17 protein-coding genes are annotated in these 21,952 nt (G+C 68.1%); 12 read left to right on the forward strand and 5 right to left on the reverse strand.

Features of this window, described 5'->3' with window-relative positions; all coding sequences use genetic code 11:
* Window positions 1-124: 124 nt before the first annotated feature.
* The gene (locus MQH31_RS01230; protein ID WP_243010632.1) at window positions 125-1,120 is read right to left on the reverse strand and encodes a DUF5692 family protein; all 996 of its coding nucleotides are present in this window, start codon (window positions 1,118-1,120) and stop codon (window positions 125-127) included.
* Complete coding sequence (locus MQH31_RS01235) at window positions 1,120-1,758, reverse strand: TetR/AcrR family transcriptional regulator (RefSeq protein ID WP_243010633.1); 639 nt, start codon at window positions 1,756-1,758, stop codon at window positions 1,120-1,122. The genes MQH31_RS01230 and MQH31_RS01235 overlap by 1 nt, the downstream gene beginning before the upstream one ends.
* A gap of 221 nt (window positions 1,759-1,979) precedes the next feature.
* Between MQH31_RS01235 and MQH31_RS01240 the strand changes: the two genes are divergently transcribed.
* The 5 genes from MQH31_RS01240 (at window position 1,980) to MQH31_RS01260 (ending at window position 9,820) form a co-directional block, all read left to right on the forward strand.
* A complete protein-coding gene (locus MQH31_RS01240) occupies window positions 1,980-3,320 on the forward strand; it encodes an aspartate kinase (RefSeq protein WP_134534851.1) in 1,341 nt (446 codons plus the stop codon).
* Between the two features lie 81 nt (window positions 3,321-3,401).
* Window positions 3,402-4,463 (forward strand): aspartate-semialdehyde dehydrogenase, encoded by a 1,062-nt coding sequence (locus MQH31_RS01245; RefSeq protein ID WP_134534228.1) that lies wholly within the window; start codon window positions 3,402-3,404, stop codon window positions 4,461-4,463.
* A 62-nt stretch (window positions 4,464-4,525) separates the two neighbouring features.
* Window positions 4,526-6,967 carry an EAL domain-containing protein gene (locus MQH31_RS01250; RefSeq protein ID WP_243010634.1) on the forward strand — a complete coding sequence of 814 codons (2,442 nt, stop codon included), beginning with the start codon at window positions 4,526-4,528 and terminating at the stop codon, window positions 6,965-6,967.
* A 16-nt stretch (window positions 6,968-6,983) separates the two neighbouring features.
* Complete coding sequence (locus MQH31_RS01255; RefSeq protein ID WP_243010635.1) at window positions 6,984-8,636, forward strand: ATP-binding protein; 1,653 nt, start codon at window positions 6,984-6,986, stop codon at window positions 8,634-8,636.
* 26 nt (window positions 8,637-8,662) lie between these two features.
* Window positions 8,663-9,820 carry a GGDEF domain-containing protein gene (locus tag MQH31_RS01260; RefSeq protein WP_243010636.1) on the forward strand — a complete coding sequence of 386 codons (1,158 nt, stop codon included), beginning with the start codon at window positions 8,663-8,665 and terminating at the stop codon, window positions 9,818-9,820.
* Window positions 9,821-9,860: 40 nt separating this feature from the next.
* On the opposite strand, the gene MQH31_RS01265 is transcribed toward MQH31_RS01260, so the two are convergent.
* A complete protein-coding gene (locus MQH31_RS01265) occupies window positions 9,861-10,472 on the reverse strand; it encodes a hypothetical protein (RefSeq protein ID WP_243010637.1) in 612 nt (203 codons plus the stop codon).
* A 119-nt stretch (window positions 10,473-10,591) separates the two neighbouring features.
* Here MQH31_RS01265 and MQH31_RS01270 point away from each other — a divergent pair, with 119 nt between their 5' ends.
* Entirely contained in the window at window positions 10,592-12,046 is a 1,455-nt protein-coding gene (locus MQH31_RS01270; protein WP_243010638.1) for a glycosyltransferase family 2 protein, read from the forward strand.
* Window positions 12,043-12,498: a hypothetical protein gene (locus MQH31_RS01275; protein ID WP_243010639.1), complete on the forward strand. Its 456-nt coding sequence runs from the start codon at window positions 12,043-12,045 to the stop codon at window positions 12,496-12,498. The genes MQH31_RS01270 and MQH31_RS01275 overlap by 4 nt, the downstream gene beginning before the upstream one ends.
* 180 nt (window positions 12,499-12,678) lie before the next feature.
* On the opposite strand, the gene MQH31_RS20795 is transcribed toward MQH31_RS01275, so the two are convergent.
* Together MQH31_RS20795 and MQH31_RS01290 are read right to left on the reverse strand one after the other, a co-directional pair.
* Entirely contained in the window at window positions 12,679-13,905 is a 1,227-nt protein-coding gene (locus tag MQH31_RS20795) for a winged helix-turn-helix transcriptional regulator (protein WP_308196401.1), read from the reverse strand.
* Window positions 13,906-13,991: 86 nt separating this feature from the next.
* Entirely contained in the window at window positions 13,992-14,990 is a 999-nt protein-coding gene (locus tag MQH31_RS01290) for a glycoside hydrolase family 6 protein (protein WP_134534214.1), read from the reverse strand.
* Between the two features lie 170 nt (window positions 14,991-15,160).
* On the opposite strand from MQH31_RS01290, the gene MQH31_RS01295 reads away from it, so the two are divergent.
* The 5 genes from MQH31_RS01295 to MQH31_RS01315 all read left to right on the forward strand — a co-directional run bounded on the left by MQH31_RS01295 (window position 15,161) and on the right by MQH31_RS01315 (window position 21,908).
* Entirely contained in the window at window positions 15,161-16,633 is a 1,473-nt protein-coding gene (locus tag MQH31_RS01295; RefSeq protein WP_134534849.1) for a malate:quinone oxidoreductase, read from the forward strand.
* 139 nt (window positions 16,634-16,772) lie between these two features.
* Window positions 16,773-18,356 carry an Rv2578c family radical SAM protein gene (locus tag MQH31_RS01300; protein ID WP_243010640.1) on the forward strand — a complete coding sequence of 528 codons (1,584 nt, stop codon included), beginning with the start codon at window positions 16,773-16,775 and terminating at the stop codon, window positions 18,354-18,356.
* A gap of 121 nt (window positions 18,357-18,477) precedes the next feature.
* Window positions 18,478-19,758: a sensor histidine kinase gene (locus MQH31_RS01305; protein WP_243010641.1), complete on the forward strand. Its 1,281-nt coding sequence runs from the start codon at window positions 18,478-18,480 to the stop codon at window positions 19,756-19,758.
* Entirely contained in the window at window positions 19,755-21,134 is a 1,380-nt protein-coding gene (locus MQH31_RS01310; protein ID WP_243010642.1) for a hypothetical protein, read from the forward strand. Before MQH31_RS01305 ends, MQH31_RS01310 begins: the two co-directional genes overlap by 4 nt.
* A 54-nt stretch (window positions 21,135-21,188) precedes the next feature.
* Window positions 21,189-21,908, forward strand: coding sequence for a thymidine kinase (locus tag MQH31_RS01315; protein WP_243010643.1), 720 nt, complete (start codon window positions 21,189-21,191; stop codon window positions 21,906-21,908).
* Window positions 21,909-21,952 lie beyond the last annotated feature (44 nt).

Raw genomic sequence — 21,952 nt, forward strand, 5'->3', positions numbered from 1 at the left:
CGTCCCGCGCCCGCGTCGCACCGTGCGCCCGCATGCCACGCCGCAGGGCCGAGAGTCACCTTTCCGGTCGAGAGTGCCCGCTACGCGGGTAACTCTCGACCGGAAAGGTGACTTGGGGAACGGGTCAGCGCACCCCGGCGGTCGGCCGCGGCGTCGAACCGGCAGCGGATGCCCCGCCCGTCGGCGGGACCGGCAGCGGCGCGTTCTCCGCGAGCACGGCCTGGTACGCGTGCAGGTGCACATACAGCTCATCGGTGAGCGGGTTCCTGCGCCGCTTCACGATCGTGTACAGCTGGTAGACCACGACGGCGACGTTCGCCACGAGGGAGACCGCACTGACCGTGAAGAGGGCGACCGGGTTGTGCGAGGACTCCACGGCGAAGCTCGAACTCGTCACGAACGTCGGAACGGCCATGGTGAACATCATCCAGAAGGCGAGCGTCTGGGCCCGGTGCTGCAACCAGGCACCGCGCTTGATGAAGAATGCCGGGATGGTGCAGGAGACCAACAGGGCTGCGCCCGCGTAGAAGGAGTGGTCGCCGACGGCGTTGTATACGTATGCGAAGTTCCAGAGGTCATACGCGATGATCCAGAACCAGAGCATGTCCGGCCAGATCATGTCCTTCTTCGGGCCGTGGCTCACGATGATGCCGGCCCAGCCGCAGATCGTGAGCAGGTTCAGCAGGCCGGCGATGCCGTTCATGATGTTCCAGACTCCGCCGACCATGAAGACGCCGTCGACCTCACCGTTGAGTCCGGAGACCTGGAAGTCGCGGATTACGGCCTCGAAGATGTTGACGGCGAGAATGAGCGCGGGGAACATCAGTGCCCAGCGGTTCTTCGCGAGTCGGGGAATGAACCGGATCGCGACGAAGCCGAGGCAGCCCGCGAGCGCGGAGTACACCTTGACCCAGTGGAACCAGGTGCCGGTGCTCGACCCCGCCCCGGCCGTGGTGGGCCAGACGAAGATCGTCAGCGCGAGGGGGACCGCGATGAAGAGCGCGAGCGCCGCCCACTTGTTGGCCCTGGCGACCTCGTTGGCGATCATCAGCCCCGCAACGACCGCGACCCACATCAGCGTCGACGACCACGGGATTGCCGCGAATAGGAACATAGTCATTACTCCTTTGTGATGGACGCAGTAGGGGAAGAATCGGGGCCGTTCGGGTCGAGGTGGAGCGTCTGCCGCACGATCGCGACGAGGACGTCGTCCGGCACGCCCGGCCGGGCGCGAACGAGCCCGATCAGCCCGAAGACGAGCACGTAGAACACCTCGGCGACGTTGTCGATGTCGACCTGGTGGCGGCGCTGGTACGCCTCGACCGTGGTTGCCTGCAGGCAGTCGACGATGGCCTGCACGGCCCGGTCGACGAAGCGGATGTAGAGCCCCGCGTTCTCGCTCCGGCCCAGGTCCTTCCGGAACAGGTCCTTGTCGTGCAGGTGATGGCGGAACAGCCGCACGCAGGCGAGGAGCGCCCCATCGATATCGCCGGGGGTGCGCGCGGCATCCCAGCGGCGGATGTCTGCGACGAACTCATCGATGTGGTCCTCGCAGATGAGGTCGATCAGGGCGCCCGTGTCGGGGAAGTAGTGGTAGATCAGCCCGCGGGTGACGCCGACCCGATCCGCGATGGCCGAGACCGTGACCGCGGCGACCCCGCGTTCGACGACGAGCGCGCGGGTCGCTCGCACGATCTCGCTGCGGCGTTCGTCCGGCTGTTTGCTCAGCCGGGATCGTGCGCTCCGTCGTGCGGTCACGTCTGGCACCTGGTCCCCAACTTCCTCGTCGTTTCGCCCTGATCACACCGTAGAACTGCCATTGACAGAGTGTCAATCGGCGTCCGCCCCCCAGTGCGAGGGGCGCTCGGTGACTCCGCGTGTGCGGCGTCACATTGCCGACGCCGAATACAACAGCATTTATGATGGGAGACGGGTCCATGCCCGCCATGCCCGCAGACCCGAACCCCCAGGAGCGCCACGTGAGCTTGATCGTGCAGAAGTTCGGCGGATCATCCGTCTCCGACGCCGAAAGCATCAAGCGCGTCGCCAAGCGCATCGTCGACACGCGCAAGGCCGGCAACGAGGTCGTCGTCGCCGTCTCCGCGATGGGCGACTCCACCGATGAACTTCTCGACCTCGCGCACCAGGTCACCCCGATCCCGGCGCCGCGCGAGCTCGACATGCTCCTCACCGCCGGCGAACGCATCTCCATGGCCCTGCTCGCCATGGCGATCAAGAGCATGGGCTACGACGCCCGCTCCTTCACCGGCAGCCAGGCCGGCATGATCACCGACGCGCACCACGGCGCCGCACGCATCGTCGACGTCACGCCCGGTCGCATCCGCTCGGCGCTCGACGAGGGCGCCGTCGCCATCGTCGCCGGCTTCCAGGGCTTCAACCGCGACACCATGGACATCACCACCCTCGGTCGCGGCGGCTCCGACACCACGGCCGTCGCCCTCGCTGCCGCCCTGAACGCCGACATCTGCGAGATCTACACGGATGTCGACGGCGTGTTCACCGCTGACCCGCGCGTCGTTCCCCGGGCGCACAAACTCGACCGCATCTCGAGCGAAGAAATGCTCGAGCTCGCCGCCGCCGGAGCGAAGGTCCTCTACATTCGCGCCGTGGAATACGCCCGCAGGCACGGAGTGACCCTGCACGTGCGCTCGTCGTTCAACAACAATCTCGGCACGATCGTCTACAACCCCGACACGACCGACCCGGCGACCGCGCTCCCCGAGGGAACCGTCGGCACGCCCCCCGTTACCAGCACGACCGAATCCCTGATCGGAGAAAAAGTGGAAGAGCCCATCATCGCCGGGATCGCCGCCGACCTCAGCGAGGCGAAGGTGACCGTCGTCGGCGTTCCCGACATCCCCGGCAAGGCCGCGCAGATCTTCAAGATCGTCGCGAACACCAACGCCAACGTCGACATGATCGTCCAGAACGTGTCCGCCGCCGCGACCGGGCTGACCGACATCTCCTTCACCTTGCCGAAGTCGGAAGGACAGCGGGTCCTCACCGCGCTGACGAACGAGCGCGCGAACGTCGGGTTCGCGAGCCTGCAGTACGACGACCAGATCGGCAAGCTCGCCCTCGTCGGCGCCGGTATGCGCACCAACACCGGTGTCTCCGCGAAGCTGTTCGCCGCGCTCTACGAGGCGGGGATCAACATTGAGATGATCTCGACGAGCGAGATCCGCATCTCCGTCGTCACCCGCGCGGACACCATCAACGAGGCGCTCCGGGTCGTGCACACCGCGTTCGACCTCGACGACGACGCCGAGGCCGTCGTGCACGGCGGCACCGGCCGCTGAGCCGAGCCGCAGCCATACACACCGCGTCACCCGCAGTCAGACCGTCAGACAGCACGACAGACAGATACTAGGGAAGAAACCGTGAGCAGCACAGCAGGAATCCACATCGGAGTCGTCGGGGCAACCGGCCAGGTGGGCGCCGTCGTCCGGCACCTGCTCGAACAGCGGGACTTCCCGGTCGCCGGCATCCGCTACTTCGCCTCTGCACGTTCGGCCGGAACCACCCTGCCCTGGAAGGACGACCGGATCGTCGTCGAAGACGCCGCGACGGCCGACCCGACCGGGCTCGACATCGCGATCTTCTCCGCAGGCGCGACCTTGTCCAAGATCCAGGCCCCCCGGTTCGCCGCTGCCGGCGTCACCGTGATCGACAACTCCTCCGGCTGGCGGATGGACCCCGACGTTCCCCTCGTCGTCAGCGAGGTCAACCCCGAAGCCATCCACCACGCGGTCAAGGGGATCATCGCGAACCCGAACTGCACCACAATGGCCGCGATGCCCGTGCTCAAGGTCCTGCACGACGAAGCGGGCCTGCAGCGCCTCATCGTGAGCACCTACCAGGCCGTGTCCGGCAGCGGTCTCGCCGGCGCCCAGGAACTGGCGAGCCAGATCCGCGCCGCAGCGCACAGCGACAACCTCCTCCAGCTCGTGCACGACGGTTCGGCCGTCCCCATGCCCGAACCCGTGCTGTATGTCCGTCCGATCGCCTTCGACGTCGTTCCCCTCGCCGGTTCGATCGTCGACGACGGACTCTTCGAGACGGACGAGGAGAAGAAGCTCCGCAACGAGAGCCGGAAGATCCTCGAACTGCCCGACCTGCTCGTCTCGGGCACCTGTGTGCGGGTGCCGGTCTTCACCGGCCACTCCCTCTCCATCAACGCCGAGTTCGCGAACCCGCTCTCGGTCGCCCGTGCGCTCGAACTGCTCAAGGACGCTCCGGGCGTCGTACTCACGGATGTCCCCACGCCCCTCGAAGCCGCAGGGAAGGACCCGAGCTTCGTCGGCCGCGTCCGTCAGGACCCCGGAGTTCCGGATGGACGCGGACTGGCCCTGTTCATCACCAACGACAACCTCCGTAAGGGTGCCGCACTCAACGCCGTCCAGATCGCCGAACTCGTCGCCGCGGACCTCCTCGCCTCCTGACCGGACGGCAATACGTCGATGCCGGATACGGGCGCCGAAGCAAGTACAGTACTGTGAACATCATGGGCGGCTATCGCGTTTCGGAGAGCGTGAGGCGGGTCATCATCGCACTCTTCGCCGCGATCGCCGGCGTCGTCGTGGTCGCCGCGATCGTGTCCCTCTCCCGTATGCCGGCGCCGATCTGGTGGGTTGCCTTCGTCGGAATGCTCTGCGCCGCAGCGCTCAACGTCTGTTGGGTGCACCTCGGCGCTGAACAGCACCGCAGCCCCGTGGTCAGCCTGCCCATCCTCGTGCTGCCCGTGCTCTCCGCCGTGATCACACCCCTCGACGCGGCCGGAGCCATCGTCATCGGCGTGCTGCTCATCGTGTTCGCGCGCACCCGCCGCGTCGATGTCGCTCTCTACAGCGCCGGTCTCGCGGGCACGGGATCCGCGGCGGCCGTCGCCGTCCTCGCCGGTGCCACGGCCAGCGGCCTTCCGGACTACGCCGCCGCCGCCTGTGCGGGCGCCACGTATGTCGCGCTCGTCGCAACCATCGAATACCTGCGGATGCAGTTGGTCAGGCCGATCTCGTCCCGTACTGGCCCACTGGTCGTGCCCGCACGACTGGCGGTGATGATCCTCGGCTGCGCCCTCGTCTCTGCGCTCGTCGTCGTCTTCCACAACGTTGGGCGCGTCGTGAGCCGCGACTCGAGCGCCTTCGTCATCTCCACCTTGCTCGCGTTCACCCTCGCCGCGGTCGGCATCAAGCTCATCGGACGCGTCGTGACGATGCGTCGCCGGCTCACCGGCCTCATTGCGGGCGCGGCAGCGCTCGGGGCGGCCGGGCGCGAAGACATCTCCGCCGGCCGGGTCCAGTCCGGTCCCGAGGACGACGCGGAGGCGACGGCCAGGGTCCTCGAGCTGCTTCACGGGGCCGTGGCGACGACGATCGGAGTCGAGTACGTCGTCATTCGCGACGAACCCGCGCGCACCGGTGAGATCAGCGCCCCCATGCTGCTCTCCGAGACAGACCTCCGGTATGTCGTTGCCGGCCGTGAACCCATGGGCGGCGTCTTCACCGCCGACGACACGAGCGCGCTCAACGCCCTCGCCCGCGCGGCCGAACTCGCGATGAGCGCCCACTACAACATCGGCGGCCTCACCGCACGCGCCAACACCGACCCCCTCACCGGCCTGCCGAACTATCGGGCCTTCCAGGCAGCGCTCGCGAACATCAACGACCACCGCGACTATTCGGAGGCCCTCGCCGTCCTGTTCCTGGACCTCGATGACTTCAAGCGTCTCAACGACCGGCACGGGCACCAGAGCGGCGACGACCTGCTCAGAGAACTCGGCCGCAGGCTCCGCATGATCGTGCGCCCGAGCGACGTCGTCGCCCGAGTGGGTGGCGACGAATTCGTCGTCATTCTCACGCACCTGGCCTCGCTCGGCGAGGCGAAGGAGATCGCCGAGCGCATCCTCGAGACCTCCGTCCAGCCGCTCACCCTCGGTTCGAGCAGCTACACCCCGACGCTCAGCATCGGCCTCGCGTACTCGGCCCACCGCGAGACCGACGTCTCTCAGCTCGTGCAGGACGCCGACCGGGCCATGCTCGCGATCAAGAAGTCGCGACGCCGCGGCGGCCCGGCCAACGAGAGCAGCATCAACATCTCAAGCCATCGCTCGTCCCAGATCAACGACATCATCGCGCACGCCATCGACGAGGACCTCCTCGAGCTCGCGTTCCAGCCGATCGTCAGCCTCGTCACCGGCCAGATCTGGGCCTTCGAGGCCCTCGTCCGCTACAACGACCCCGTGCTCGGCCCGCTCTCTCCGCCGTCCATCGTGGAGAAGGCCAAGGGCCTCGGCCGGATGGACGCCCTCACCAGGCAGGTCGCCGTGAAGGCCATGGCCGCGGCCGCCGACTTCCGCCTCGTCGAACCGCGCGTCACCTGCATGGCCATCAACGTCGAAGCCGGGCAGATCGTGCCCGATCGGGTCGGCACCTTCATGGAGGACCTCGCAGGGCGCTACCCCGGTATCTCGCTGTGCCTCGAGCTCAACGAACGTTCCGTCGCCCGGGTGACCCCCGCTATCCGCTCGCAGGCCGACCGGCTTCGCGACCTGGGGCTGCTGATCGCCCTCGACGACTACGGCTCCCAGGACTCCTCGGTGGACGCCCTCGTGCGGATGCCCATGGACATCCTGAAGATCGACCGCAGCCTCGTCGACGACCTCGACGACATCCGCCAGCGCGAGGTGCTCACCGCCCTGCAGGGCTTCGGCGACAACCTCGAATACTCGATGATCGTCGAGGGCGTGGAGAACGAGGCGATGGTCCGGCACCTCGCGGCGATCGGCATCCGCAGCGCCCAGGGATTCCACTACGGCGTCCCGGAGAGCTTCGAGAAGACCCTGTCCCGGCTCGAGCGGTACGGGGCCGCCTCTGTCGTCCCCGCGGACAGCCTCCCGATCGAGCCGCCCGTTGGTGCAGGGACTCCTGCTGCAGCGCCGGCGCCCTGACCGATAGTCTCAGTCCATGAGCGAGACCGGGACGGACAGCGCGGTGAGGCCGAATCTGCCGCGCCTCGACCGTTCCGTTTTTCTCTCCCAGCTGCTCCTCGCCGGGGCGACCCTCTTCCTCGTCGCTGTCACCGGGCTCACCTCGATCCAGCGGCTGAGCGCGCCGATGTTCTTCCTCGGGGTGCTCCTGATCTTCATCGCGACGGCCGTCAGCGCCCTCGTCACGTGGAGCGACCACTCCAAGTACTGGATCGTCGTGCTCCCCGTCGTCGACATCATCGCGATCGTCCTGATCTGGCAGGCCGCGACCGCGATCGGCGCCAGTTTCCTCCTGGTGCTTCCGGTGATCTGGCTGTCGACGCACTTCGGAGCCAGGGGTGCGACGGGAAGCGTCCTCCTGGCGGCCGTCATGATCTGGGGTGGGACCCTGTTCCGTCCCGTGCCCACGTCCATGGCTGACGTCACCCAGCTCGTAATGATCCCGACGATGCTGGGCTTCGTCGCGGTGACGACCCACCTGACGACCAAACGCGCCGCCGCCCAGCGAGTGCTGCTCACCCAGCAGGCCGGCCTGTTCGAGTCGGCCCTGCGCCGTTCCCGCCGCCAGGAGCAGACCCTCGACGAACTCTTCAACGCGGTGGACTTCGGCGTCGTCGGTTTTGATCGTGCATCGACGGCGAACTTCCTGAACCGTGCCCAGCGCGAGCTGCTCGCCCTCTATGGAACGACAGACAACCGGCCGGCCGTGGTCAGCACGGTGTTCCACGCGGACAGGGTGACGCCGTACGCCGAAAGCGATCGGCCGTACTCCCGGGCGCTCCGCGGTGAGACCATCGACCGCCTCACCGTCTGGGTCGGCGAACCCGGCCAGCAGCAGGCGGCCCTCCTGGTCTCCGCGCGGCCCATCACCGACGAGAAAGGCGACTACGACGGCGGTGTTATGGTCTCCCGGGACGTCACCACCGAGGTCAGGGCGATTCAGGCCCGTGACGACCTGGTCGCCTCGGTGTCGCACGAGTTGCGCACCCCACTCACGTCCATCCTCGGCTACCTCGAACTCGCTCTCGACGACGAACGGCTCGACCCGTCGACCAGGGGCATGCTCGAGGTCGCGTCGAAGAACTCGGACCGACTGCTCGAGATGGTTTCCGGGCTGCTCACCGATGCGAGCGATTCGAAGCACGAGCTGCCGCTCAACATCGCCCCGTGCGACCTGGCCGGGATCGTCACGGACGCCCTCGAGTCGGCGGGCCCCTCTGCCGCCAAGCGCACCATCGCATTCGATGTCGACGCCCTTCCCATCATCACGGTCGAAGCGGATGCGTTCCGGTTACGGCAGGTCGTCGACAACGTCCTCTCGAACGCGATCAAGTACAACGTCGAGTCCGGGCGGATCGGCGTCACCCTGGCCGTCGATGACGGGCTGGTGGAGCTGCGGATCTCCGATACCGGCAGGGGCATGACGGCCGAGGAACAGACCAAACTGTTCGACAGGTTCTATCGTGCGGACTCCGTGCGGAATTCGAGCGTGCACGGCACCGGGCTCGGGTTGAGCATCAGCAGGGACATCATGCGCAAGCACGGCGGAGACCTGCGCCTCGAATCCACCAAGGGCAAAGGCTCGGTGGCGGTCTTCACGCTACCCCTGACGTCCGTCGCCAGCCGGTAGACTGCCCTCAGAAGGGGGCCCAGCACTTGGACTCGACCACAATCTTTATCGTCAGCGCCCTCATCGTCGTGCTCTGCGGGGTGTCGTTCATCCTGAACACCGCCCTCAATCGCAACGACGCGGCAGGCAAGCTGTGGAGCCTCTCCTTCATCGCGGGGATCGCCGTGGCCTTCGGCTACGGCGTGGCGATCATCGGGTCATCGAACTGGTGGGGACTCGTCGTCGGCAACGTAGGCCTCGTGGTGCTGTCCGGTGCATTCTGGAGCGGCTCCCGCCTCTACAATTCCCGGGAGTCCCTGCTCTGGACAGTGGGAGCCGCGGCTGCGGTCGTCGCGATCTGGACGCTCATCACGGCGCCGGGCGGAGACCAATGGGGTGCCTCGAGTGTGACGTGGGCGGCCATGGCCGTCTTCGGCGGCTTCGGCGGTTCCGAGGCGCTTCGGGGCAGGCTCGGCAGGAACATCAACGGCAGGATCCTGGGGATGAGCCTCTGGATCGTCGCGATCTACACGTCGGCGCGCGTGGTCGCCCTCGTCGCGCTCGGCCACGACGATCCGGATTTCTCCCGGTTCTTCGGCACGGGATCTGCGTCGATCGTCAACATGTCCCTGATCGTGCTCGGTTCGATCGCCATCTCGATTCTCCGCGCCGAGAAGCTCGGCAACAACGCCGTCGGGGACTTCACCGATGGGATCCACTCCGCCGCGGGCGTGATGACGTCTGGCGCCTTCGTGCAGGCGGCCACCGACCACATCGAGAGGGCCGACCGCTGGCAACTCGGGCTCGCCGTGATCGGCGCGGACATCGACAACCTCCCGGAGATCAACACGGCCTTCGGTCGTGCTGCCGGCGACGCGGCCATCGCCCGGTTCGCCCAGACCCTGCGGAACAGTGCGCCGGTGATGGCCCTGATCGGTCACCCCGCCGCGGGCAGCTTCCTCATCCTCGTCAACGTGTCGTCCGCAACGGAGGCCCGGAGTATCACCGAACGCATCCAGACCGCGCTCGTCGACGAACCGGTCACCGATTCCTATCGGATCCGCCTGACCGCGAGTTTCGCCATCGCGGACACCTTCGACCACGGCTACGAACTCGGCGTGCTCACGTCGGCCGTCACCGAGGCCATCCGCACGCTCAAGCGCGGCGGCGGCAACGACATCGCGGTCGTCTCCGAAGCGGTCTGAAACCTGACGGGCCGCGTCGTGGAGACCGCCCGGCCGGCGGTTACTCGGCGGGGGTGAGCGCGACGGTGATCTCGTCGCTCGCCGTCGACTTCGCGAAGGCAGCAGAGGTCGGCGTGGACTGCACGAGGACCTCGTAGGTGAATGCGAGCGTGATGCTCGTCGCGGCGGGGTCGACCGCGGGCAGGATGAACGTCTGGCTGTAGCTGTACGGCGTCTTGATCAGGTAACCGGGCGCGATCGAGGCCTGGTCGACCGACGCGGGCGGAGCGGTCAGGGGACCGCTCGGGCCCTTCACGGACGCGACGACGCCGACCCGGGAAAGGTACACGGCCTGGCCGTCGTCGGTGCCGAGGGTTCCGATCAACGAAAAGCTGATCGGCTTGTTCGCGGCGGGTGTCCATTCGCCGATATTGAGCGTCGACCAGTAATTGACGGCGAGGGTGACGTCGCCGGCCTTCAGGTTGCGGGTCGTCGACCCGGTCGCGAGGTCGTTGATCACCGGGATGATCGGCGCGACCGAGAAGGTGGCCGTCGGCGTACTCGAGGTGAGACCTGTCGCCCAGGGTGCCTGGCCGCATCCGCTCAGACCCGCTGTGAGCAGAAGACCCAGACCGAGTGCGGGAAGCACTCGTGAGAGGGAACGAGCAGGCATGGGGACTCCCGTGGATCGTGGTTCGGGCCCCGACGCGGGGACACGGCTTGAGCTTATCTTGCGGAGACCTTGACCGGGGATGTGGCAAAAGTTGCGCTTCGGATGACAGAGTAAGACCTGTGAACGAGAACCCCCAGAACTCCCCGTATGTCAAGGCCCAGCCCCCGGTTGACCCTTCCCTCGCGGACTACGCGAACGATTTCACGGAGATCGTCGACGCTCTGCCCGTGTTCCGCCCGACCATCGGGTGCATCGTCCCCGCGTACAATGAGGCGGACTCCATCGCTTCGGTCCTGGACTCCCTGCTCGCCCAGACCCGTCTTCCCGACGTGATCCACGTCGTCGTGAACAACACGACGGACGACACCGTCGAGATCGCCAGCCACTATGCCGGCCCGCACATGCGGATGACTGACGGCATCGAGCAGTTCACCGAGATCTTCATCCACGACATCGGCGAGAACCCCGACAAGAAGGTCGGTGCGCTCAACTACGGCTTCTCGCTCATCGAGGGCTGTGACTACCTCCTCGGCGTCGACGGCGACACGACCGCAGACCCCCGCGCCGTCTGGCACCTCGAGGCCGAGATCTCCTCCGACACCCGCGTCGGCGGCATCTCCGCCATCTACAGCATCGACGACAGCCAGATCGACGGCACCATGGGCAAGTTCCTCATTGCCGGCCAGCGCACTCAGTTCGCCGCCTTCAACATGCAGAACATGCTCCGCGGCCGCAACATGGCCGTCCTCGGCGGGCAGTTCTCGATCTTCTCGATCCGGACCCTCCAGGAGGTCATGATCGACAGCAAGCAGTCCACTCCCTGGGTCAAGGACAGCGAGGTCGAGGACTCCCTTCTGTCCCTGCAGATCAAGAGCGCCGGGTACCTGACCAAGATCAGCGCCCAGGCCCGGGCCAACGTCGGCGGCATGACCACCCTGCGCGGCCTCGACGCCCAGCAGGTCAAGTGGAACTTCGGTGCTATCGAGTTGATGTGGCCGGGACAGCGCGGCGATACGAAGGGGCAGCCCTTCCACCCCAACCTCCGGCTGCGCTGGATCGAGAACTTCTCCATGGCCGCCAACATCCTCACCCGCGGCCTGTTCATCGTGCTGCTCGCCGCGTCCCTGTCGATCAACGCCTTCGTGTTCAGCCCGGTCTGGCTGATCCCGCCGCTCGTCGCGCTCTTGCTCAACTTCCGCACGGCGTGGTCGATGAAGAACCGCAACGGCCGCGACTTCTTCTTCGCCCTCGCCTGGTTCCCCGCCGAGATCTACATGTGGGTGCGCATCGGGCATTTCCTCAGGGCCTGGACCAAGTTCGCAAGCAACAAGCAGGTCGACAACTGGGCCGAGCAGGCCAAGGCCGAGCGCGGCTCCGGCAACGCCTTCCTGTTCCCGCTCATCTTCGCGACCGCCTTCTTCGCCGCGCTCGTGTTCATCTGGCTGCAGCTGCCCGCGGTGGCGCAGTCGACGGTCCTCTGGATCGGCTGGCCGATCCTGGGTATCACGACCATCATCCAGACCCTGACCATGTTCGGCACGCTCGTCAAGCGCCACCGGGGCTACCGCGTGTGATCGCCCTACTCGAAGACGGGGCGCTCGAGACGCTGCTCACCCAGGTGGGCGGCGACACGTCGTTGCGCCACCGTTTCCTGCGCGACTTCGTTGCCCTGTGGCCGAGCCGGGCCGAGCGGCTCGCCGAGTCCCTCGCCCGGCCGGACCTCGAGGAAGCGCATGTCGTCCTGCTGAGCATCCGTTCGACGAGCACCATGGTCGGAGCGGTCGTGCTCGAATCGACTGCGGCCCTCGTGCACAGTGCGCTGGCCCTGAAAGATCTTCCCGGCTGCTTCAGGCACCTGCCCCGCCTCATCGAGGTCGGCGAAGCCACGTGCGTGGAACTGGCCGTGCTCGCGGCCCGGGCAGAAGACTCCGAACGGGTGCAGCAGGGCGGGCGGAGTCGCCGCGAGGGCCTGCGCAGCGATCACGGGTCCCTGGGCGAGCCTCCGGCCCTGCCGCGACGCTGGTAACTCCCCACCCCGTATCCGCAGCACCCGGTATCCACTGCACCGATCCGGCGCGCCACTGAGTGCGCACTCCGCTTCACCGCGGGCGCCACAGGGTGTGCGCGCCCGCCAGGGCGCGGAAGACACCGAAAGGGGCGGGCGTCAGGCCCGCCCCTGTCGACGTCACAGCGAAAGAGCCGAGCGTCAGTCGTTCTCGGAGGCCGCCAGCCGGTAGCCGACACCGCGCACGGTCTCGAGCCAGCGCGGGGTGGTGAGACTGTCGCCGAGCTTGCGACGCAGGTTGCCCATGTGCGCCTCGACGGCACGCTTGTCTGCCTCATTCACGTAGTACGCGGTCACGTAGCTTTCGCCGCGCAGGAGGAGAGCAAGGTCGGCCTTGCTGCGCACCCGGCGCTTGGAGTCGAGCAACGCCGCGAGCAGGTCGAACTCGGTGCGGGTGAGGTCGAGCTCCGCCGTGCCGAGCACCGCGAGACGCATCTCTGGGCTGAGGCGCAGACCGTTGTGCTCCATCCAGTCAGCGGCGTCCGGAACGGCGGGCTGCGGCTCGATGAGCGCGAGCGCGTTCGACGGGGCGGATGCCGGCGGCTGGGCCACCGGGGGAGCCGCCGGCGCGGGCACCCAGCCCTGCGGGGGCGCCGGCGCGTATTCGATCGGGGCGGGGACCCAGCCTGACGCCGCGGGGACGTAGCCGGGCGGCGGAGCCTGCTGGTACTGCGCCGGCGGGGCGGCCTGCGCGGGTGGAGCCTGCTGGTACTGCGCGGGCGGAGCCTGCTGGTACTGCGGGGCCTGAGCCTGCTGGGGCGGCTGCTGATGCGCCTGCGGCTGTGCAACGGGCGGCTGCTGGTACTGCGGAGCCGCGGCGGCCGGCTGGTATTCGACCGGAGGCGCCTGCGCGTACTCGGGAGCGGCCTGGGCGAATTCGGTGACGGGGTAGTCCACCGCGGCGTGCTCCGCCGGGAATCCGGAGTCGTCGGAGGGATCCGCGGCCGCAGCATCCGCATAGGTCGAGGACGGTGAGATGAGGGCCTGGCGAGGACGACGCATCATGGCGTCGATCCGGGCGCGCAGTTCGCGAGGGCGGAACGGCTTGGTCATGTAATCGTCCGCGCCGGCTTCGAGGCCCTGAAGGGTGTCGATCTCCTCGTCGCGTGCAGTGAGCATCACGATGTAGGTCGAGCTGAAGGCCCGAATGCGCTTCGCGGTCTCCAGGCCGTCCATGCCGGGCATGCTCACGTCGAGGGTCGTGACGATCGGGTCGTACGCCCGTACCGCCCGCACGCCGTCGACACCGTTGCTGGTCGCGATGGCGTCGAAACCGGCCTGGGTCAGCACGGCCTCGAGGAGATGACGGATGTCGTCGTCGTCCTCGATGATGACGGCAACGCGCCGCTCACTCTCCGTTGTTTCCATGATCTATCTCCTAGCTGCTTCGGCCTGCGACCGAATTCCAACAATGAACGGTGTGCTGTCGAGGGGAGTGCCGCCGGCACCGGGGTCTACCATCCGGCGGCCTTGGCCAGCGCGAGTGCCTGCGCGTTCCACCAGATCCCTGCGGTGGGACCGCCGTTGCAGGTCCCGTCGCTCTCGCCGGGCTGCTTGATCCAGAGGTTCGCGTCCTGGGCACCCTGGTTCGAGACGACCGAGGGCAGGGCCCCGAGGGCGCGGCCGGAGGGATTGCACCATTCACCGTTCGAGCCCGCGCCGTTGCGGGAGGTGTCGATGACGTAGTGGGAGCCATTGGTGAGCTCGGAGACCTGCTGCGCATACGCGTGCTCGCCCGTGGAGGCCATGTAGTTGGACACGTTCGTCGCGAAACCGCGCACGGAGGCGATGCCCGAGCGATTGAGCAGCCCGGCCATCGCGGACGGGGTGATCCATTCGGAGTGGCCGGCGTCGAGGTAGACGGTGGCCCGCGTCGGCGCGAGTAGGTCGACGGCGGTGTGCACCTCGTGCACTCGCTCCTCGACGTTGTTGCACTGGGTGGCGAGGGAAAGGGCGTCGGGCTCGAGGATCACCACGGCCTCGCGCAAGGTCAGGCTCGTCGCGATCGCCTGCACCCAAGCGGGGTATTCGAGGACCGAGAGCCCGCCGGCGGAGAAGTTGCCGCAGTCCCGGTTGGGGATCCCGTAGAGAACGAAGACGGCGGTCTTGCCGTCCTTGAGTGCGGCGTCGGTGATGCTGGCGACCTCGACGCCGACCGTGTCGATCGGATACTTCTCCGGAGTCAGCCAGATCGCCGCCGGCTGGGCGGCGAGCCGGCCCAGAGCCGTAGCCTCTGCCGACCCTGCCCCGGACCGTTCAGCAGCATCCGCTGCGGCCTGCGCTGCCGACGAGGACGGGTTGACATAGAACGACGTGGTCGCCAGCGGGTTCACGGTCTGACCTCCCGGCACAAGCAGGGCGAATGCACCGACGAAGGTGCCGAGCGCAAGCACGGGCAACGCCAGGGCGATGATGCCGAGGACGAGACCTGTACGCGAGCCGGACGAATGCACGAACCCACCCTATCGGGGGGGTTCGACAAACATGTTACGCAGGAGTATCGTCTGACGGTTCTTTGTTCCTTTTCGGGGGCAGATCCCGCCCCCAGTCCGGGGCGGCCGGCGGCATTCGGACGCGGTCAGGCGCCCGAGCCCGCGGCGTTACACTCGAACGTGTGAATCCAATGGCGCAGGTCGATGTCGTACTTATAGGGGGCGGCGTCATGAGCGCCACTCTGGGCACCTTGATCAAACAGGTGCAGCCGGACTGGAGCATCGAGGTCTATGAGCGCCTCGGCGAGGTCGCCCAGGAGAGCTCGAATCCCTGGAACAACGCGGGGACCGGTCATGCGGCCCTGTGCGAGCTCAACTACATGCCGCAGGCAAGCGACGGGAGCGTCACCGCAGACAAGGCGGTGAGCATCAACGAGCAGTTCCAGATCAGCCGCCAGCTCTGGTCGTCCCTGGTCATCGACGGAGTGCTGCCCGAGCCGACGAAGTTCATCAACTCGACGCCGCACATGACGTTCGTGCACGGCAAGTCCAACGTCGAGTACCTGCGCAAACGCTTCGCCGTGCTCAAGGACCAGCCTCTCTTCCACGGGATGGAGTACAGCGAGGACCCGGCCGTCATCGGCACCTGGACCCCGCTGATCACGAAGAACCGCCCGAAGAACCAGCGCATCGCCGCGACCCGGATCGCGTCCGGCACCGACGTCGACTTCGGCGCGCTCACCCGCTACCTCTTCGACGACCTTGCGGCCAAGGGCGTCGGCGTCCACGTCAACCAGCAGGTCACCGGCCTGAAGAAGCTGACGGACGGCACCTGGCGCCTGAACCTCCGGCGCCTCGTCGGCGGACACCCCAGCATGGTGAAGGCCCGCTTCGTGTTCGTGGGTGCCGGCGGCGGCGCGCTCGCCCTCCTGCAGCAGAGCGGCATCCCCGAGGCACGTGGCTTCGGCGGCTTCCCGATCAGCGGTCAGTTCCTGCGCACGACCAACCCCGCAGTCGTCGCCCAGCACCAGGCCAAGGTCTACGGCAAGGCTGCCGTCGGTGCCCCGCCGATGTCGGTCCCGCACCTCGACACCCGCCACGTGGAGGGGGAGGCCTCGCTTCTCTTCGGACCCTTCGCGGGATTCACGCCCAAGTTCCTCAAGTCGAGCACCTGGTTCGACCTCCCCTTCTCCGTCCGCGGGCACAACATCGGCCCGATGCTCGCCGTCGCCCGGCACAACGTCGGCCTGATGAAGTACCTCTTCGGCGAGGTCTTCGCCTCCCGCACCGCCAAGCTCAAGGCCCTGCAGGAATTCATGCCGACGGCCAAGATGTCCGACTGGGAGCTCATCACCGCGGGCCAGCGCGTGCAGGTGATGAAGAAGGATCCGAAGGAAGGCGGCGTGCTGCAATTCGGCACCGAGGTCATCACCTCGGCCGATGGCAGCATCGCCGGGCTGCTCGGGGCTTCCCCCGGTGCCTCGACCGCGGCACCGATCATGGTCGACCTGCTCCAGCGCTGCTTCCCCGAGCGGTACCCCGCCTGGGAGCCGCGGCTCCGCGAGCTGATCCCGAGCCTCGGCACGACCCTGTCCGACGACCCCGCCCGCGCCGCGGCGTCCCTCGCCGCGACCGCCGCGACCCTGCACCTCACCAACCCCTGACGAATTCGACGGAGCTTGTGGGTTTCGGGCACGCGAGCGGGCAGTTTCGGCCCGTTTTGGGCACGATCTCCGTCGATTCGCTGAGGGCGGATGCTGCGACACCCTTGCGCAAGTATCGAACGTGTGTTCGAATGTGGGTATGCGGTGGAGCGGGCAGGAACTCACGACGGAACAGGCGGGCGCCCTTCCCGGCCTTGCTCGGCTGAACAACCTGGTGCGGAGCGTGCGCACCCCCGAGTTCGCGGGGATCACCTTCCACGAGATCCTGGCCAAGTCCGCGCTCAACCGGGTGCCGGGCCAGAGCGCCATGCCCTTCGGCTGGACCATCAACCCCTACCGAGGCTGCTCGCATGCCTGCGCCTACTGCCTGAGCCCGGAAACGCTCATCCTGATGGCGGACGGGCGGCAGAAGCCGCTCTGGGAGGTGAGGGTTGGCGATGCGATCATGGGCACGGAGACCGTCGGCGCCTACCGGCGGTATGTGCAGACCACAGTGCTCGCTTCGTGGGATACCCGGAAGCGCGGCTACCGCGTCACCCTCGCTGACGGAACCGAACTCGTCGCCAGCGGAGACCATCGCTTCCTCACCGAACGGGGTTGGAAGTACGTCACCCGCGCCATGCGCGGGGACGGCCAACGTCCCTACCTGACCGACAACAACAAACTCATGGGTTTCGGGCTCGTGGGGCCCGCGATCGACCGGAAGCTGTCCATTGCCGGTGCCGCCGTGAAGTCCGCGGCGCTGCTCCAGGTCGTGTCCGTGGAGGACCTGGAGACCACGATGGACATGATCGACATCACGACCGGGACCGGCGATTTCATCGCGAACGGGGTCATCAGCCACAACTGTTTCGCTCGCAACACGCACACCTACCTCGACCTCGACGCCGGCAAGGACTTCGACAACGAGATCATCGTGAAGGTCAACGTCGCCGAGGTGCTCCGCAAGGAGCTCGCCCGGCCCGCCTGGGAGCGCAACGCCGTCGCGCTCGGCACCAACACCGATCCGTATCAGCGCGCAGAGGGCCGCTACCGACTGATGCCGGGCGTGATCGCCGCGCTCGCCGATTCCGGAACCCCGCTCTCGATCCTGACCAAAGGCACCCTGATCCGGCGCGACCTCGACCTGCTCGTCGAGGCGAGCACGCTCGTACCCGTCGACCTCGCCCTCTCGATCGCGATCTACGACGACGAGCTGCAGTCCGCGGTCGAGCCGGGCACGCCATCCACGGCGGCGCGCCTCGCCACCGTGACCGCCATCAGGGAGCGCGGCCTGCGCTGCTCCGTCTTCATGATGCCGATCCTGCCGTTCCTCACCGACACCCGGGCGCACCTCGACGATGCCCTCCGCCAGGCGAAGGCCGCCGGAGCCTCCGACGTGATGTACACCGCGCTGCACCTGAGGCCCGGAGTGCGCGACTGGTTCATGCAGTGGCTCGCGCGGGACCACCCCGACCTGGTGCCCCGCTACCACGAGCTCTACGGCCGTAGCGCCTACGCGCCCAAGGGCTACCGGCAATGGCTCGCGCTCCGGATCAAACCGCTGATCCGGGCGCACGGGCTCGAGCACGGGATCGAGGATCCCGTCACCGGCGGCGTCCGCTCCCGCGCGCTCGCCCGCCCCGTGCCCGCCGTCCCCGCGTTTCCGGGCCAGCCCGAGCCCGGCCCGCGGCTGCTCATTGCGGGTGAGCTTCCGCCTGAGCTGCACCCGACCCTGTTCTGAACCCCGCCCTCCGCTGAGGTGTCGCAGATCGACGTTCAACGCCCACGCGAACCTCGATTCGCGACCCTTCACGCCAGAACGGCTCCGCCGGATGCGATAATCGACGGAGAACGGAGCGGCAATGACCCTAGGCCTCCCCGACCATCTGGTCGGCACCTCGGTCGGGCGCGCCCTGGCCCAGGCCACGCACTGGTTCGGCCTCACCTGCCTCGTCGGCGCCCTTGTCTCGGTCGCCGTGCTCGGGATCAGCCATCCGAGCGCCCAGATCGGCGTGAGCCTGATCGGGATCCTCTCGATGGCGATCCTCCTCTTCCTCCTGTCCCGCCACCGTACGGTGCTGCTCTCGGTCGTCTACCTTCTGGTGGGCTCCGTCGTCACCTATATCGTCAGCGTGACCCTGCTCGGACTGCCCGAACTCTTCCACAGCTCCGACGTGTTCCTCGTATCGATGCCGAAAATGGCGCTCGTGATGGTCGGCGGCGTCGGAACAGGTGCCCTCGTCGGTGTGCTCTGGGGAACGGCCGGCTTCATCCTCGCCGAGACTGTGACCGTCCTCGCCGCCATCGAGACCGGGGTGCCCTATCACCCCGACGCGTTCACGGTGTCGACCTATGCCTTCCTCGTCGGGGTGATGCTCGTGAGCGGTCTCGGTCGGCGCAGGCACCGCCCGGTCCAACTCGCCATGCACCGGGCGCTCCAGGAGGACCAGTCCCGGCTGCTCCGCCACGAACTCGACGTGCGCGCGGTCGCCCTCAGTCAGGACACCACACTCAACCAGCTCGTCGCGCTCGTGCACGCCCACCCCGGGCCGCTCAGTCCGCACCTGGCCGCCGGCATCCGTGAGACCGTCGACACCCTGCACGGCACGAGCTGGCTGACCGACTCCGACGAGCGCCTCTCCGGCCCCGACGGCTGGCTCGACAGCGCCGTCTACTCCGCGATCGAACGCTGCCGTGACCGCGGCCTCGTCGTCGAGGTCACGGGGGAGCGCGCCGCCCTCGGCCGCCTCGACGCGGTCGCCGACCGCGAACTCGGCCTCGCCGTGCAGCAGTGCCTGATCAACGTCATCCTGCACGCCGGCATCGTCTCCGCTGAGGTCGTCATCGAATCCACCGATCACGATCTTTCCGTGATCGTGATGGATGCCGGTCGCGGCTTCACGGAATCGGAGACCGGCGCCGACCGGCTCGGCCTCCGCCAGGCGGTTCGCCGCCGGATCGAGCGCCTCGGCGGCTCTGTCACGATCATGACCCGGCCGGGTGCGGGCACGTCTGTGCTTCTGACGGTGCCGGCACCTCCCGGCGATGCCGTCGAACGACCGGGAACCGGCGCCGCAAGCGGCCCATCGGCCGGCCCCCCTGGCGACACCGCGAGCGACGCCGGCATCGGCTGGCCGCTATGAGCCGCAGCTCCCTGACCCAGCAGCAACTCGACCCACTGGGGGCCCTCGCCGCGTGGCCGCTCGCGCCGGCGATCGCCGCGATCGTCACGGTCTCGGCGGTCGCGGCCACGATCGCGCAGACGGACCAGGCCGTCCAGGCCGGGAACGCGCCCCTGGGCACCCTCGCGATCACGGCCGTCACCCTCGCCGCGATCCTGCTCGTCCTCGCCTCCCGCCCGAGCAACGCACCGTTCCGGGGCGCAGCGCACGTCGCCATCGGTGTGCTCGCCCTCGCCGCCTACCTGCTCGAGCAAGCCTCGCGCTGGAACCACAACGCCCTGATCCAGGACGACTTCGGCCCCGTCGCCATCGGCCTCCTCCTGCTCGGCCTCGCTCCCTACCGGCCGTGGCGCCAGATCGCGTCCTCCGCCGGGATCCTCGCGCTCGTCGTCGCCGCCGTGACCTGGGTGCAGGCGCCGTTCCACTCCATCGACGTCGCACCCCTCGTCTTCGTCACGGTCGCGGTCACCCAGGTCCTCGCGCCGGCGCTTGCCGGGGCCGCGTATTCCCGGCGACTCGTCGGGTCCCTCCTGGCCTGGCAGACGGATGCCCGCCGCGCGATCATCGAGCGCACCGAGGAGACCCGGGCCCGTGTGGTCAGGGCCGTCGTCGAGCAGCAGCGCACCGAACTCGCCGCCGGCGTGCTCCCGCTGCTCACCGAGGTCCTCGACCGCGGCGAGATCACGAAGGCCGACATTGTCCGTGCGGGCGTGCTGGCCGCCAACGTGCGCAAGGCGTTGCTCCGCGAGCTCGACAAGACCTGGCTCGACGCGGCCATCGCCAGGGAGCGCGCGGCCCTCCTGGCCCGCGGCATCACCCCGCTGCTCGTGGTCGCCGATCCCGACCGCCGCGCCGCCGCCTTCCATACCGACCAGCGCGCCGCGACCGCGGCCCTGCTCGGAGCCCTCTGCTCGGCGCCGGGCTTCGACCCCTGCAGCCTGGTCGTGCAGGTCACGGCGGGCGACGAATTCCGCGGCACCGGCGCCCCGCGCCCTGCCCTGACCCGGTCACCCCTCAACACGACGTCCGAGATTCCGCTGAGCACCTCCCCGCTCCGCACAATTCCGGACCGCGGGCCCCGGCGCGAGGCCGCCCCGGGTGTCGGAGCACCGGCATCCGCCCCCCGGCTCGACCAGGTCACGATCCAGGTCGGCATCGACCTGCCCGCCCGGGCCGTGCGCGCCCTGCTGCGGCCCTACCTCGGCGTGCTGCACGTGGTGTTCGGGCGGGTGCGCGTCTCCACGAGCCGGGCGCCCGGACGTCGTCCGCTCGTGACCCTCGAGTTCGACGCGGAACACGGCCCCGAACGCCGGAGAGCCGCCCGCCCAGTACGCTGAACTGACCCGGCGCAGACGAACGCGCCGGTGGCGCAGAGGGGGATTCCAGGTACCGTGGCAAAACTGTACTTTCGCTATGGAGCGATGAACAGCGGCAAGAGCACGTCCATGCTCCAGGCCGCATACAACTACGAGGAGCGCGGCCATCGCGTGCTGCTCGCCAAGCCGTCGGTCGACACGAAGGGCGATCGGGGCATCCTCTCGCGTCTCGGCGTGACGCGCGGCGTCGACTTCCTGCTGACGCCCGAGACGGATGCCTACGCCCTCTTCCAGGAGCACCGCGCGCAGGTCGTCGCCCGCGACGGGCTCGACGTCAGCGCCCTGCTCGTCGACGAGGCGCAGTTCCTCACCGAGGCGCAGGTCGACGACCTGCTCCGGATCGCGATCCTCGAGAACATCCCCGTCCTGGCCTACGGGATCCGCACCGACTTCCAGACCGTCGCGTTCCCCGGCAGCCGCCGCCTGCTCGAGATCGCGCACAGCCTCGAAGAGCTCAAGACCATCTGCCGCTGCGGGCGCAAGGCCGTGTTCAACGGCCGCAAGATCGACGGACGCTTCGTCTTCGACGGCGACCAGGTCGCGATCGACGGGGCCTTCGTCACCTACGAGTCCCTGTGCGGCTCCTGCTACCTCGAGGAGAGCGGCGGGCGGCTCGGCCATCGGGCCATGAATGCAGGGAGGGGGCGCCCAGCCGACTCTCCAGAAGACCTCGTCCCCGGCGAGACAGCGAGCGCCCCACCTGCCCCCCGGCGCGTTCCCCCGGTTTCACCCTAAGACCAGCACATCACCGCCGAAAAGCCGTCATTTCCGGTGGCACC

This window comes from Cryobacterium zhongshanensis, from assembly GCF_022760445.1.
GTDB lineage: Bacteria > Actinomycetota > Actinomycetes > Actinomycetales > Microbacteriaceae > Cryobacterium > Cryobacterium algoricola.